At 44.7% G+C, this 13,869-nt stretch carries 14 protein-coding genes; 3 read left to right on the top strand and 11 right to left on the bottom strand.

Annotated elements, in window-relative coordinates; all coding sequences use genetic code 11:
* Positions 1–218: 218 nt before the first annotated feature.
* Together HRU23_09375 and recQ are read right to left on the bottom strand one after the other, a co-directional pair.
* Positions 219–503 carry a hypothetical protein gene (locus HRU23_09375; GenBank protein ID NRA54340.1) on the bottom strand — a complete coding sequence of 95 codons (285 nt, stop codon included), beginning with the start codon at positions 501–503 and terminating at the stop codon, positions 219–221.
* Between the two features lie 56 nt (positions 504–559).
* Positions 560–2,356 (bottom strand): DNA helicase RecQ, encoded by a 1,797-nt coding sequence (recQ, locus tag HRU23_09370; GenBank protein NRA54339.1) that lies wholly within the window; start codon positions 2,354–2,356, stop codon positions 560–562.
* Between the two features lie 156 nt (positions 2,357–2,512).
* Between recQ and HRU23_09365 the strand changes: the two genes are divergently transcribed.
* Complete coding sequence (locus HRU23_09365; GenBank protein ID NRA54338.1) at positions 2,513–2,980, top strand: thioesterase family protein; 468 nt, start codon at positions 2,513–2,515, stop codon at positions 2,978–2,980.
* Positions 2,981–3,005: 25 nt separating this feature from the next.
* Here the strand turns inward: HRU23_09365 and HRU23_09360 are convergent, their stop codons facing one another.
* Both HRU23_09360 and rraA read right to left on the bottom strand, forming a co-directional pair.
* Entirely contained in the window at positions 3,006–4,061 is a 1,056-nt protein-coding gene (locus HRU23_09360) for a formimidoylglutamase (protein ID NRA54337.1), read from the bottom strand.
* 178 nt (positions 4,062–4,239) lie between these two features.
* Positions 4,240–4,725, bottom strand: a complete 486-nt coding sequence (rraA, locus tag HRU23_09355; protein ID NRA54336.1) for a ribonuclease E activity regulator RraA — start codon at positions 4,723–4,725, stop codon at positions 4,240–4,242.
* A gap of 193 nt (positions 4,726–4,918) precedes the next feature.
* Between rraA and HRU23_09350 the strand changes: the two genes are divergently transcribed.
* Positions 4,919–5,161: a YgjV family protein gene (locus tag HRU23_09350; protein ID NRA54335.1), complete on the top strand. Its 243-nt coding sequence runs from the start codon at positions 4,919–4,921 to the stop codon at positions 5,159–5,161.
* Here HRU23_09350 and HRU23_09345 read toward each other — a convergent pair.
* From HRU23_09345 to priA, 6 genes are all read right to left on the bottom strand, one after another.
* Entirely contained in the window at positions 5,158–5,526 is a 369-nt protein-coding gene (locus HRU23_09345) for a DUF971 domain-containing protein (GenBank protein ID NRA54334.1), read from the bottom strand. The two genes, HRU23_09350 and HRU23_09345, sit on opposite strands and share 4 nt — an antisense overlap.
* 133 nt (positions 5,527–5,659) lie before the next feature.
* Positions 5,660–6,985: an ATP-dependent protease ATPase subunit HslU gene (hslU, locus tag HRU23_09340; protein NRA54333.1), complete on the bottom strand. Its 1,326-nt coding sequence runs from the start codon at positions 6,983–6,985 to the stop codon at positions 5,660–5,662.
* A gap of 1 nt (position 6,986) precedes the next feature.
* Entirely contained in the window at positions 6,987–7,526 is a 540-nt protein-coding gene (hslV, locus tag HRU23_09335; GenBank protein NRA54332.1) for an ATP-dependent protease subunit HslV, read from the bottom strand.
* 117 nt (positions 7,527–7,643) lie between these two features.
* Positions 7,644–8,219 carry an SPOR domain-containing protein gene (locus tag HRU23_09330; GenBank protein NRA54331.1) on the bottom strand — a complete coding sequence of 192 codons (576 nt, stop codon included), beginning with the start codon at positions 8,217–8,219 and terminating at the stop codon, positions 7,644–7,646.
* A gap of 3 nt (positions 8,220–8,222) precedes the next feature.
* Positions 8,223–9,971, bottom strand: a complete 1,749-nt coding sequence (gene argS / locus HRU23_09325; protein ID NRA54330.1) for an arginine--tRNA ligase — start codon at positions 9,969–9,971, stop codon at positions 8,223–8,225.
* 157 nt (positions 9,972–10,128) lie between these two features.
* Positions 10,129–12,348, bottom strand: coding sequence for a primosomal protein N' (gene priA, locus HRU23_09320; protein NRA54329.1), 2,220 nt, complete (start codon positions 12,346–12,348; stop codon positions 10,129–10,131).
* A gap of 250 nt (positions 12,349–12,598) precedes the next feature.
* Between priA and rpmE the strand changes: the two genes are divergently transcribed.
* Positions 12,599–12,814, top strand: a complete 216-nt coding sequence (gene rpmE, locus HRU23_09315) for a 50S ribosomal protein L31 (protein NRA54328.1) — start codon at positions 12,599–12,601, stop codon at positions 12,812–12,814.
* A gap of 363 nt (positions 12,815–13,177) precedes the next feature.
* On the opposite strand, the gene nfuA is transcribed toward rpmE, so the two are convergent.
* The gene (gene nfuA, locus HRU23_09310; GenBank protein NRA54327.1) at positions 13,178–13,756 is read right to left on the bottom strand and encodes a Fe-S biogenesis protein NfuA; all 579 of its coding nucleotides are present in this window, start codon (positions 13,754–13,756) and stop codon (positions 13,178–13,180) included.
* Positions 13,757–13,869: the final 113 nt, after the last annotated feature.

The following is a 13,869-nucleotide window of genomic DNA, read 5'->3' as shown; positions in this document are numbered from 1 at the left end:
AAGTTAAATTTGTGTTATCGATTTGTGGCTTGATGTTATTTGTACCGCTGTTAAGGCTAGCAGTCAAATGATTTTAGCGACAATAAAGTAAAATTTTAGATATGGTAATTAATATAACGTAAAACGAGGGGCCATCTCTATTAGTCAAAGGTCGTATTAGGCGGTTTAATCCTGATATTTGACCAATTAGCGATAAGTAAGTAGCGCGCAATCAGGTGTTATTTGGTGGTGTTAATAACCGGCTGGTTGTTGACCTTAGCGTATTTTTGACGCTGAAATGCCTTGCCCCTGATTGAAGGGCGCTTTACTGGCGCCAGCGGTGCAGTATCATTAATTTTTTCGATCTTAAATATTTGATGGGTTACTCTGAGCTTTATTTTATTTTGTTGGCTTGACTGTTTAAAGGTGGCTGCGGTATCACGGTCGCTTGTCGTGCTAGCGATGGCGGTTTTAGCGGCTAGCACGGTTGTCAGTAATAATATAATCAATAGCAGTTTGGTCATGATAAATTCAGTCGTTGTTCGCTGGGTTTAATATTAAAGCGAAATTTGTGCCACTATTAATCATATTGATATTGGCGGATAACATCTAAGAATTGGTCACCAAACTTTTCTAACTTACTATCACCTACACCATTGATTTTTAACAACTCAAATGGAGTTTGCGGTTGTTGTTCCGCCATTTCGGCTAGGCTCGCATCATTAAAAATAACATAAGGCGGTTTACCTAACTCATCGGCAAGTTTTTTCCGCAGGCTGCGTAACTTGGCAAATAATACCTCATCGTAATCGTAATCGTCTTTGCGTGAACGTTTGCTCGAGCTTTTGGTGATGGCTTGCAATCGCGGCACGGCGAGTTCAATCGTTTGCTCACCCGTCAGCACGGCGCGGGCCGCTGGCGTGAGCACTAAAATTGAGCTGCGGGTGATATCTTGTCGCAAATAACCCAAATGGATCATTTGACGAAAAATACTGAGCCAATATTCTGTGCTGTGTTCGATGCCAATACCATAGGTTGATAATTTGTCATGGCCGTAATCAAGCAAACGTTGGTTTTTCGAGCCGCGTAATATCTCAATCACATAACCGACCCCAAAACTTTGCTTAACGCGGTACACACAAGACAACGCCTTTTGTGCCACGGTTGAGCCATCAAAATGCGACGGTGGATCAAGACAAATATCGCAGTTACCACATTTAGTGCCGCCATATTCACCAAAATAATGGAGTAAGACTTGGCGGCGGCAGGTCTGTGCCTCGGCAAAGGCTGACATTGCGCTGAGCTTTTGGTGTTCCACTTGCTGCTGGTGTGGGTTATTACCTTGCTCGATTAAAAACCTTACTTTACCAATGTCGGCTGGATCGTACAGCATTACGGCTTCGGCATTCATGCCATCACGGCCTGCACGACCTGTTTCTTGGTAATACGACTCGATGTTTTTTGGAATGTTATAGTGCATCACAAAGCGGACATCGGGTTTGTCGATGCCCATGCCAAAGGCAACCGTGGCGACAACAATATCAATATTGCCACGGATAAATGCATCTTGAACCGATTGCCGATCGATATGCTCCATGCCGCCATGGTAAGCCATGACCTTATGGTCGAGTTGTTGCAGTTTAAACGCGATTTCTTCGACCTGTTTGCGAGTGGTGCAATAAATAATGCCGGCGTTATCCGTTTGCGATTTTAAATATTGTTGTAGCTGGGCAAAAGGTTTGTACTTTTCATACAAGGTATAGCGAATATTGGGTCGATCGAAGCTGGCCTGATGGTAATGAGGCTGGATCAGGTTTAAGCGTTCAATGATTTCCTGACGAGTCGCATCGTCAGCGGTTGCCGTTAAAGCCATTACCGGTACCTGCGGCAACAGCGTTTTTATTTGGCCCAAGGTGGCATATTCTGGCCTAAAGTCATGACCCCATTGCGAAATACAGTGCGCTTCGTCAATTGCAATCATCGAAACATGCAACTGCTGCACCCGCTGCAAGAAACTGTGTTGCATTAATCGCTCAGGCGCGACGTAAATCAGTTTAATTTCACCCGACTGCATTGCATTAAGGATGGCCATTGATTGTTCGCGGGTTTGGCTTGAATTGAGATAAGCCGCATTGACCCCATTGGCTTGTAGGCTATCGACCTGATCTTTCATTAGTGAGATTAACGGCGACACCACAATGGTTAAACCAGGCATCAACAACGCCGGAATTTGAAAACATAAAGACTTGCCACCACCGGTCGGCATAATGACCAAGCAGTCTTGTTGCGCTATGGCGCAATTGATGATGTCTAATTGGCCAGCGCGAAAATCGCTGTAACCAAATACTTGATTCAGTACTTGAATTGGAGATGTCATCGATTGTTCGGTTGGTGTCACTAGTGATACTGCCTTTATGAGTTAAGGCGTTAGTGTAAATGACAGCGGCAAGATTGTCTCACTAAAATACTTGTTTAAATCGACTGTTTTATCTACAGTGGAATATTGCAGTGAACGACAAGGAGTAAGTAGAGCATGTCACAACAACTAAAAGCGGATGATGTCCGCGCGATGATCGCGGAGTTCTTTGGTCAACAAATGCCATTTCATCAGCTGATTGGCTTAGAGATTGTGAGTTATCAAAAAGACTCAGTCACCTTGTCTATTAAAATGAAACCAGAGCTAGTTGGCAATACCGTGCATGGTATTTTACACGGTGGCGTTACCGCGACTATTTTAGATGTCGCCGGCGGCATGGTGGTGTTTGCTGGCGTACTAGAAAATATGGAGATCATTGAACAGCAGAGCGTATTTAACCGCTTACAAAATTTAGGCACTATTGATCTACGGATTGATTACTTACGCCCTGGGCGCGGTGAAGAATTTATTGCAACAGCTCAGGTGATTCGTGCGGGCAACAAGGTGGCTGTCGCACGAATGGAATTGCATAACGAAAAAGGTGACCATATCGCGTTTGGTACCGGTACTTACATGGTGGGATAATGATTGGATAGTTGCCGGACCTGTTCTATGCACCGATCCGTTGTTTTGCTTGAATAAAGCTGGTTACTAAGGTCGCGTAAGCTTGGCCAACATCACTGTTACCAGCGCTTAGGCCTGCCGGATGTTGCATTGGCGCACCTTCGGCTAAGTGCAGGTAGCAGCTGTTAGGTTGTGACCCGATGCTATGAACATAATATTGGGCATCGCTGATACTGACGCCACAATTGGTGTAAGCACTGGCCGGCATAAACGAAATGCTGTCTAAATCAAGCTCAACCCCAATCGGTTGACCGCTGTCGTTTAAATAGCTGATGGCAACCTGCAACGCTTGTTCAAAGCTCAGTTCGCGTCGACTCCAAATTTGCTGATAGCTAATCGCGCGAAAGTGGTGGTCATTAAGCGCCTTAAGATTAGCCGCTGAATTTTTTAATTCATGCATGCCAAGCGAAAAGTAATGACTGAGCAGGCCTTGAGCACTGGCATAGCTAAAACCATTGCCACTGTGACGACCTTCAAGCGCTCTAAAGTCAGTATGAGGATCAAGGTTAACGGCTGCGATTGGGGTCGATTTTGCTTGGCTGATGGCTTCAATTATCGGATAAGCATTGTTGTGGCCGCCACCAATAATAATAGGAATTAAGTCGTGGCGGGCGATCGCGCTAACGACCTCACTTACTCGCTGATCGAGTCGGGCCACTAATTGGCGTAGTTTACTGAGATCTTGCGGTATTTGTGGATCAAGCTGGTGACTTTGTTCTTGCAAATCATGACACTGAATATGACCCAGCAAAGCCAATTCGCCACCTTTTATATAGGCATTGTGCTGTAAGTTGCAAAAGCGTTCAAGAAAAGCGGCCCAACCAAGATCGGCGCCGCCACGCCCTAAATTAGCCCGCGGTCCGATATCTTCGGGTATGCCTAATAAAACAAAGCGTACACCATCTGCCTTAAAGCGAGTTAGAGACTCGGCTAAATCTGCTTGAACCGGCAAGGATAATTTCTGGCCGAGACGTTCTTCGCCAAAGCGAGCATGCAGGTATAAGTCGAGGTAGCTGTTATCAGCAAAAATTAAGGGATTCATCGCAGGCTCAAATTAGTTTAATTGGCTGATACTTTATACTATTTTTGGGCAAGATGTGGCTATAAAGGCTAATGCAAAGACTAATATAAAGGCTAATAAAAAAGTTGATACAAAGTCTAAGGGCAGGTTAAGGTTTCCGCAGCTGTGATGTCACTGCTGCGGTAATGCGCGGGCGCTATTATTCAAGATCTAATGGTTCAGGCGACAATATTATGCCGGTTGAGTCGGCATACACATGATCTTCAGGTAAAAAGGTCACACCACCAAAGTTAATAGGGATGTCGAGTTCACCATCGTTGATGTCGCTGGCCAATACCGGAATTGACGCCAAGGCTTGAATGCCTAATTCAATATCATCAATTAGATCAACGTCTCGAATACAGCCATAAACAATCAGGCCTTCCCAGTCATTATCAAGTGCCAGTTGTGCTAATTCAAAATCGACTAAGGCGCGTCTTAACGAACCGCCGCCATCAATCACTAATACTTTGCCAGAGCCGTCGCGTTGTAATACATCTCTGATCTGACCATTGGCCTCATGGCACTTAATTGTCACTACCTCGCCGCCAAAAGAATTGCGGCCACCAAAATTGGCAAACATAGGTTCAACAACATCAACGCTATCTAGATAGATGTCACATAATTCAGACGTATTGTATTGCATGGCAAACTCCGGTATTTAACTAATTATTTTCTAATCAAATAGTAGCCCAAGCAGCCAATAAGTGAAGTGTTTTTTTTGTAAATATTACAGCTAATAAGTTATTTATTTGAGCCCGATAACATTATTGAGCTTGTTAACTCGAGTAAAATAATGGCTTTGCTACAATGATGAAAAATTTAATAAGGGTGACATTATGGATGCAATGAATGCAGTTGAATGGTTTGGACTGGTCGCGTCGGTTATTGTTGCTTATTCGTTGATGCTTAAAGATATGCTAAAGCTTCGATGTTGGAATTTGATTGGGGCGGTGATGTTTGCTGTTTATGGCGCGTTAATAGGCGCGTTGCCGGTATTGGTATTAAACGTCTTTATTTCAATTGCAGATATTTATTATATTATCAAGATCCGCCAAGCTGCGGTCATTAAGCGTGATTAGCCCGAGATAAGCACTAAGGGCTGACGTTTTAGCTGGCTGGCTTGATTCAATCGTTTGAGGTAGTTAATCCAGAGTCGATCCTGATCTTTGGCGACTTGATAAAGATATGACCAAATGTAGGTGGCGTTGTGACCGTCATCAAAACTCAAAGTTAAGCCGGAATCTGTTACATCTGTGATCGTCGTTATTTTAACAAAGGCTTTATTGTTGACCAGTAGTGGGAAATTATTGCTGGGGTGGCGTGCGATCGCTGGCGAGTGAACTCTTAGTAACTCAAAGGATAACATCTCGTGATAACCATCATTAAAGGTTAATTCGAGCAGTGATGATTGACAATGTAAGATGGTTTTACGTTGAACTATCATGGCGGAGCTATAAAACCTGTTTTAAATCAAGGCCTAGCATCCTACTTGTTAGTTGTTACATTGTCATTGATTTTTATCAATAATCAAAAAAAATTAGCCAAACGACCAATAAAATTGGTCGTTTGGCTGGTGATTATAAAATAAAGCGACTCAAGTCTTCATTCTCAATCAGAGCACCAAGGTACTTATTAACATAAGCTTGATCAACCACGACATGATCGCCGCTGCGATCAGAGGCATGGTACGATACTTCTTCCATTAAGCGTTCAAGCACAGTGTGAAGGCGACGGGCACCAATATTTTCAGTGCGCTCGTTTACTTGCCATGCTGCTTCTGCGATGCGTTTAATACCATCTTCGGTAAATTCAACCGTTACGCCTTCAGTCGCTAACAGCGCTTTATGCTGCTCGGTTAACGAGGCGTTAGGCTCGGTTAGGATCCGAATAAAATCATTACTCGTTAATGCGCTTAACTCAACACGGATCGGTAGTCGGCCTTGCAACTCTGGAATTAAGTCAGAAGGTTTTGATACCTGGAAAGCGCCCGAAGTAATAAACAAAATATGATCGGTTTTAATCATGCCATGTTTGGTTGAAACCGTGCAGCCTTCGATGAGCGGTAGTAAGTCACGTTGAACACCTTCGCGTGATACATCAGGGCCCGAGGCTTCACCACGTTTACAAATTTTGTCAATTTCATCAATAAACACGATGCCATTTTGCTCGGCTAACTCGATTGCTTGTTCTTTGAGGTCGTCTTGATTAACTAATTTGGCCGCTTCTTCTTCCTGCACCACTTTTAGTGCTTCTTTAATCGTAAGCTTACGTTTTTTGGTCGGGGTATTCGACATGCTTTGGAACATACCCTGCAACTGATTCGTCATCTCTTCCATGCCTGGAGGCGCCATGATTTCAACACCAACCTGAGGAGCCGCGACATTAAGTTCAATTTCTTTGTCGTCTAGCTGACCTTCACGTAATTTTTTACGGAAGATTTGGCGAGTTTTGCTGTCAGTGGTTGGTGCATCATCAAAACCGGTTTGCGCGGGTGGCAACAACGCATCTAAAATACGTTCTTCGGCGGCTTCTTCAGCGGCAAATTTCACTTTCTTTATTTGCTGCTCGCGGACGATTTTTAAAGAAACATCGGCCAAATCACGAATAATTTGGTCTACTTCTTTACCAACATAACCCACTTCGGTGAATTTGGTCGCTTCGACCTTGATAAATGGGGCATTGGCCAGTTTAGCGAGGCGACGGGCTATTTCAGTTTTACCGACACCTGTCGGCCCAATCATTAAGATGTTTTTCGGGGTAACTTCCTGACGTAGTTCATCATTAAGTTGCATCCGGCGCCAGCGATTACGCAGCGCAATCGCGACGGCACGTTTAGCGTCTTGTTGACCAATAATGTGGGCATCTAATTCAGAAACGATTTCTCTTGGGGTCATTTGTGACATGCTATTTTTCCTTATCCGATGCATCTAGGGTTTCAACAGTATGGTAGCCATTGGTGAACACACAGATATTACCAGCAATAGTTAATGCTTTGGTGGCCACTTCGTGGGCATCTAAATCGGTATTTTCAAGCAAGGCTGTCGCCGCGGCCTGAGCAAAGGGGCCGCCAGAACCAATCGCGATAAGATCGTTCTCAGGCTGGATAACGTCACCGTTGCCAGTGATGATAAGAGAGGCAGTTTCATCAGCAACGGCCAGTAATGCTTCTAATTTACGTAAGCCACGGTCGCTGCGCCAGTCTTTAGCCAGCTCAACCGCTGCTTTGGTGAGGTGGCCTTGATGCATTTCTAATTTGGCTTCAAAGCGTTCGAATAAAGTAAAAGCATCGGCGGTGCCGCCAGCAAATCCTGCCAGTACTTTATTGTGATATAAGCGTCGTACTTTTTTGGCGTTACCTTTCATTACGGTATTGCCTAATGAAACTTGGCCATCGCCAGCGATAACAACCTTACCGTTACGGCGTACAGAAACAATAGTGGTCATGGTTTATCCCTTTGTGACATGGGTCTAAAACCCGAAGTAATTGATAAAGAATAGATGGGGCTTAACTTTGTTATTTCAAGGGGACTAGGCATAACCCGAGGTTACGCCTTAGTGGTGTTAGCCTTGCCAAAAATAAATTTGGCAACCGTTAATACGCGCGCGTTGCATGCGGTGACGGGCTGCTTCGGCATTGCGCCGGGTCTTAAATGGACCTAAATAGACCTGGTACCAATCGCTACTGCTACCTTGAACTTTTTTGATGTGGGACTCAAAGCCTTGGAAAGCAATTTTTGCTTTAAGGCCATCGGCCTGTCCCAATGATTTGTAGCTGGCGCATTGTAATCTAAACTGTTGATTGCTAATTATTTTCTTGGGTACGTCAACCACCACTTCTTTGTCTTTTAACCGCTCTATATATTGCCATTTTTGTTGCGGCGCTTGCGGCAATGCTGCTGGTTTAGGGCTAGGTTTAGGATTGGCTGTTGGGGCTACAGGCGCTTGAACTTGGTCTGCTTTACCGCCGATAGCAAACAAAAAATAACTAAAACCGGCGATCGCTAGCAGTACCAGTACGAGCATAACCCACAGTCCGGTACGGCTTGCAGGCGCTGGCGGCGGAGTCGCTTTGCCCCGGCGCGTGTTTTTTTTATTCGCAGGGGCGCGCGGCTTACCTTTTTTAGCGTAATCCGCCATTTATTACATCCGCTCCAGCGTTTTGATCCCCAGCAATGATAAACCTTGCTGCAAGGTTTTTGCCGTTAGCGCGGCCAATTTTAGTCGGCTATTTTTAACGGCTTGATCTTCAGCGATAAGGATCGGGCATGCTTCATAAAAGCTTGAGAACGCGCCGGCCAATTCAAACAAATAACTACACATTACATGCGGTAAACCTTTAGCGGCCACATTGTTAACAGCATCGTTAAACTGCATTAGCTTGTTGCCCAAGGCTTTCTCTTGTTCGCTATTAAGGCTGATCTCACCTTCAAGTGCGTCTGCAGCGACACCGGCTTTGGCAAAGATGCTTGATACACGCGTATAAGCATAAAGCAGATAAGGAGCAGTATTGCCTTCAAAGCTCAGCATGCTATCGAAACTAAAGGTGTAATCACTGGTTCGAGTTTTTGATAAATCGGCATATTTCACCGCTGAGATACCAACTACATCACCAATGCTTTTTAGTTCAGACTCGCTCATGTCAGGATTTTTTTGCTTAACCAAGTCATAAGCGCGTTGCTGAGACTCAATCAGTAAATCGGCTAGCTTAGCCACTTCGCCAGAACGGGTTTTAAACGGTTTACCATCTTCACCCATCACTGTGCCAAAGGCCATATGCTCTAAGGACATCGCTTCGCTGGCAAAGCCGGCTTTTTTAGCGAGGGTAAAAATTTGTTGGAAGTGTAAACTTTGGCGCGCATCTACAAAATACAATACTCTGTCGGCATTTAAGATGTTGTTACGATATTTTACCGCGGCTAAATCTGTCGTGGCATACAAGAAACCACCACCGGTTTTTTGGACGATAATCGGTAATGGCTCGCCGTCTTTACCTTTAAATTGGTCAAGGAATACACATTGGGCGCCATTGTCTTCTACTAACAGGCCTTGCTCGTTAAGTTCGTTAATGACGTTTTGTAAATCATCGTTATACGAGCTCTCTGCTTTGACGTCTTCACGGGTTAGGCTGACACCTAACATCTCGTACGCTGCTTGACAGTGGGTTAACGAAATATCGATAAACTGCTGCCATAGCTCCTTACACTTGCTATCGCCTGATTGCAGCAATACCACTAACTCACGGGCTCGAGTTGAGAATGAAGGATCATCATCGAAACATTGTTTAGCGGCGCGATAGAATTTTTCGAGGTTGTGCAGTTCCATCGAAATTTCACCACCTTGCTGTTGCAAGCGCTCCATGTAGGTTAGTAGCATTCCAAACTGGGTGCCCCAATCGCCAACGTGGTTTTGGCGAATAACTTTATGGCCTAAAAATTCTAACGTCCGTACGACACTATCGCCGATAATCGCTGAACGTAAATGGCCAACATGCATTTCTTTGGCAAGGTTAGGCGCGCTGTAATCGACCACGATAGTTTGAGCGGCGCTAGTCTTAGTGACATTTAAAGCGCTATCATGGTACGCGGCTTCGAGCTGCTCGGTTAGGGCATTGTCGGCAACAAAAAAGTTAATAAAACCAGGGCCTGCAATTTCAGTTTTTTCAATCACTGCTGATTGCGGTAAATATTGGCAAATTAACTGGGCTAATTCACGCGGATTTTTACCGGCCGGCTTAGCGGTCATTAACGCTAGATTGGTCGCGAAATCACCGTGAGACTTATCCTTGGTTCGATCTACCTGAATTCTAGGTGCGGCATCGGCAGGCAAAATCCCTTGCTGCTTCAAAATTGCGACAGTTTGTTCAAGTAATTGTTGGATATTCTCTTTCATCAGGTTGATTCACCACTAGCTAGATTAAATAGAGTTGACCAAGAAACCTTGGTCAGGCTGCATTCAAGTCTACCCCAAATAGGTTTCAGGCTCTAGCTAGCAAGGACGCAAAAATCGAAAATAACCCCGTCCTTTTCAGTTATTTTGATTATTTGTGCTAAACCATGTCCGTTGGATCGATATCGAGTGACCAGCGAACATTTCGATTCGATTTTGTTTTGGCTAATTGTGCGGTTAATACGACAAAAAACTTATGTAATTGACTGCGTGTTGACGACTCAAAAATCACTTGCCAGCGAAAACGGCCAGCACGGCGTTCCATCGGTGCCGGCATCGGACCAATTTGACGAACCGGATTTTCTTTACTGCTTAATTGACGTAACAAATTATTGCTGTGCTGATTAAGCTCGTTAACAAATTGATTGATATGACTAAGATCGTGCGACTCAATTCGGATTAAGCCCATATGCCAAAAGGGGGGCAGTTGGGCGGCTCGCCGTTCCGCTAAGGCCGACTCGGTAAAGGGCAGGTAACCTTCACGGCTTAGACGTTGTAACAGCTGATGCTCGGGATGATGCGATTGCAACACTACTTGTCCCGGTTTGCTGGCACGTCCTGCTCTGCCTGCAACTTGTAAATAGAGTTGTGCGAGTTTTTCATTGGCGCGAAAGTCAGCGCTAAACAACGCGCCATCGACGTCGAGCAGGGCGACTAGCGTGACATTGGGAAAATGGTGCCCCTTGGCCAGCATTTGGGTGCCAATTAATATTTGGTAGTCATTGTTATTAATGCCGGCAATCGACTCATTCAGTGCGCCCTTGCGTCGGGTGCTGTCGCGATCGATCCTGACGGTTTTAAAATCAGGGAATAACTCGTTAAGGGTTATCTCCAATTGCTCGGTGCCAACACCAGCAGTGACTAACTGGGTGCTACCACAGTCAGGGCATTGTCTGGGAATTGGGTGCTGCGATCCACAATGATGGCATTGAATATATTGATAGCGTTGGTGCACCGTATAATGGGCGTCGCAACGTTGGCAGTCACCAAGCCAGCCGCATTCGTGGCATAACAAGGCTGGTGCGTAACCGCGTCGGTTCAAAAACAGCATCACTTGGTTGCCCCGGGTCAAGTGATGACGTAATAGTTCAAGCAGTTGTGGAGACATGCCGCTTTGCAAGGGCACACCTTTGATATCAATAATTTGGTGGCTTGCTTCGCTGGCATTGGCGGCACGTTTAGTTAGTGTTAGTAATTGATACTTACCAGACTTGGCATTTTGTAAGGTTTCAAGCGAGGGGGTTGCGCTGCCGAGAATTAATGGAATGTTTTCCAGGCGCGATCGTACCGCGGCCAAGTCTCGGGCGTGATATCTAAAGGTGTCTTGTTGCTTAAAGGAGCTGTCGTGTTCTTCATCAACAATGATAATACCAGGCTTAAGCATTGGGGTGAAAATGGCAGAGCGAGTACCAATAATGATCGCTGCTTGACCGCTATTCGCCTTGAGCCAACCGTCTAACCGCTCTTTATCATTAAGACCTGAATGTAAAAAGACAATCGGTACATTAAAGCGTTGCTGAAATCGATGCAGGGTTTGCGGGGTTAAACCAATTTCGGGCACTAAAATAAGCGCCTGTTTACCTTGTTCGATCACACGCTCAATAGCTTGCAGATAAACTTCGGTTTTACCGCTGCCGGTAATGCCCAATAATAAGCTGATATTAAACTGCGCTTGTTGATTGAGCGCGGCAACACAAATCGCTTGTTCGGGGTTTAAACTGTGGCGATCGTCTGTATTAATGTCAGTTGCGGACCAAGCACAAGGGGCTGGTAGTGGTTGGCTTACTTGTTCAATCAGTTCTTTTTGAAGCAAGGCTTTTTGAGTTGCTGCGCTAATGTCGAGCTGACGTAAGCACGCTGTTGATAGTAACGGCGTTGCTTTGATTAATGCTAAGGCTTGGCTTTGTTTTTTCGCTCGGCCTAAATCGACATCTTGTTGACCTTGAGCGGTGGTTTGCCAAACTTGCGGTGGAACCAGCGTAGCAGGCTCGCCTTTACGTAACAAACTCGGCATTGCTTGGTGATATATTTCGCCCAATGAGTAAAGGTAATAATCACTGGCCCAGCTTAGTAGCCGGCGAATGCTGGTTGGTTGCAATGCAGTTTGATCGAGGCTTTCACTGATCGTTTTCAGTTTCGCTAAATTAACCTCACTTTGTTCGGGGTGGGCGGTGACTAACCCTATAAGTTGACGACTACCAAAAGGCACAACAACCCGGCTGCCGATAGCTGGCAATGAAAGGTCGTTAGGGCACAGGTAGCTAAATTGTTGGCGTAAGGGGATTGGCAGTGCAACTTCAACTAATTTGGCGTCGGACATGGGTTCCAGCGTGGTAATAACATAATTGCAATTAGTGTAATCTGACTGTCGCTTAATTAGAAGCGCTACTTGAGCCATTTGAGTCGCGGACAATATTCTATCCGTGATCTTAAGCAGTTTGTTGCTGCCGAAAATACTAGCAAGTTAATAAGTATTGACTTATAATTCGCGCCCTATTTTATGTTTATTAACTTCGTATGGTGTCTGACTTAGGGTTTGATAGCGATGCGAACTATTTTGAGGTTTTATTATGAAGCAAGGTATTCACCCAGCATACACCGGAATCACAGCGACTTGTTCTTGTGGCAACGTAATCAACGTTGGTTCAACTGTTGGTAAAGATCTAGCACTTGACGTATGTGGAGAATGTCACCCATTCTATACTGGTAAGCAAAAAGAAGTTTCTTCAGGTGGCCGTGTAGATCGCTTTAACAAGCGTTTTGGCGCACTTGGTTCTAAGAAGTAATTCTTCTTTAAACCTTTAATGTATTGAATTTTTATTTTATACATTAATAGTTTAGCCAGATAAAAAAGACACCCTAGGGTGTCTTTTTTTATGTTCAGGATGAACGGTATGTCGTGGTGCAATGGACTGCAAGGAGCGACGATGTTCAGGATGAACGGTCAATCTTGATGCTCCTCGGTAACTGCTCCTGCGTTACTCTAATCACGAGCATCCATGCTCAGGTGCAAAGATTAAGTACATGCATCCCTGCATGCAATGTCGTGATGCAATGGCAGGAAATCAGTTCCAGACATTTAAGTACCACCATCCTTGGCGGTAATGGCAAAGGGCGACGATATTCATCCTGTCACTACTTAGCTGGGCTTAATAGTAAGAATGATCACCTGATTGGTGTTCAGTCATGTCTTTTACAGCAGTTAACTCGCTAGCAAAAATTTCAAGCATCTCTTTTTCAATGCCTTCTTTTAATGTCACATCAACCATTGAACAGCCATTACAACCGCCACCAAATTGCAATACGGCAATACCGTCATCGGTAATTTCCATTAAAGTAACCTGACCGCCATGACTGGCTAGTTTAGGGTTGATTTCAGATTGAATGAAGTAATCAACTCGGTCGACTAATGGTGCATCTTCACTGACTTGACGCATTTTTGCATTTGGCGCTTTTAGCGTAAGCTGTGAGCCCATTTTGTCAGTAACGTAATCGATAGAAGCTTCGTCAAGAAATGGCACGCTTTGGGCGTCGACCACCGCTGAGAAACCTGTGTATTCAAATTTTTTGTCGGTATCTTCAAGTGCTTCTGGTGGGCAGTAAGAAACACCACATTCGGCATTCTGCGTACCAGGGTTAACCACAAATACGCGAATAGCGGTATTTTCAGGCTGGTTACTGAGAAGTTCACAAAAATGAACTTGCGCGGTGTCGGAAATTGTAATCATTGAAAGCCTCTGGACTATTGCTGCTTATTTATTCTATTAATCTTGACCTTATTGGTCAGGTTATATCCATTCTATCGTTAATTTTATCGCAACGACAGCGAATTTGATCTTAA

The sequence above is a fragment of the Gammaproteobacteria bacterium genome, assembly GCA_013214945.1.
GTDB lineage: Bacteria > Pseudomonadota > Gammaproteobacteria > Enterobacterales > Psychrobiaceae > Psychrobium.
The sequence above is the reverse complement of the archived record's forward strand: the minus strand, read 5'-3'. Positions and strand labels throughout refer to the sequence as shown.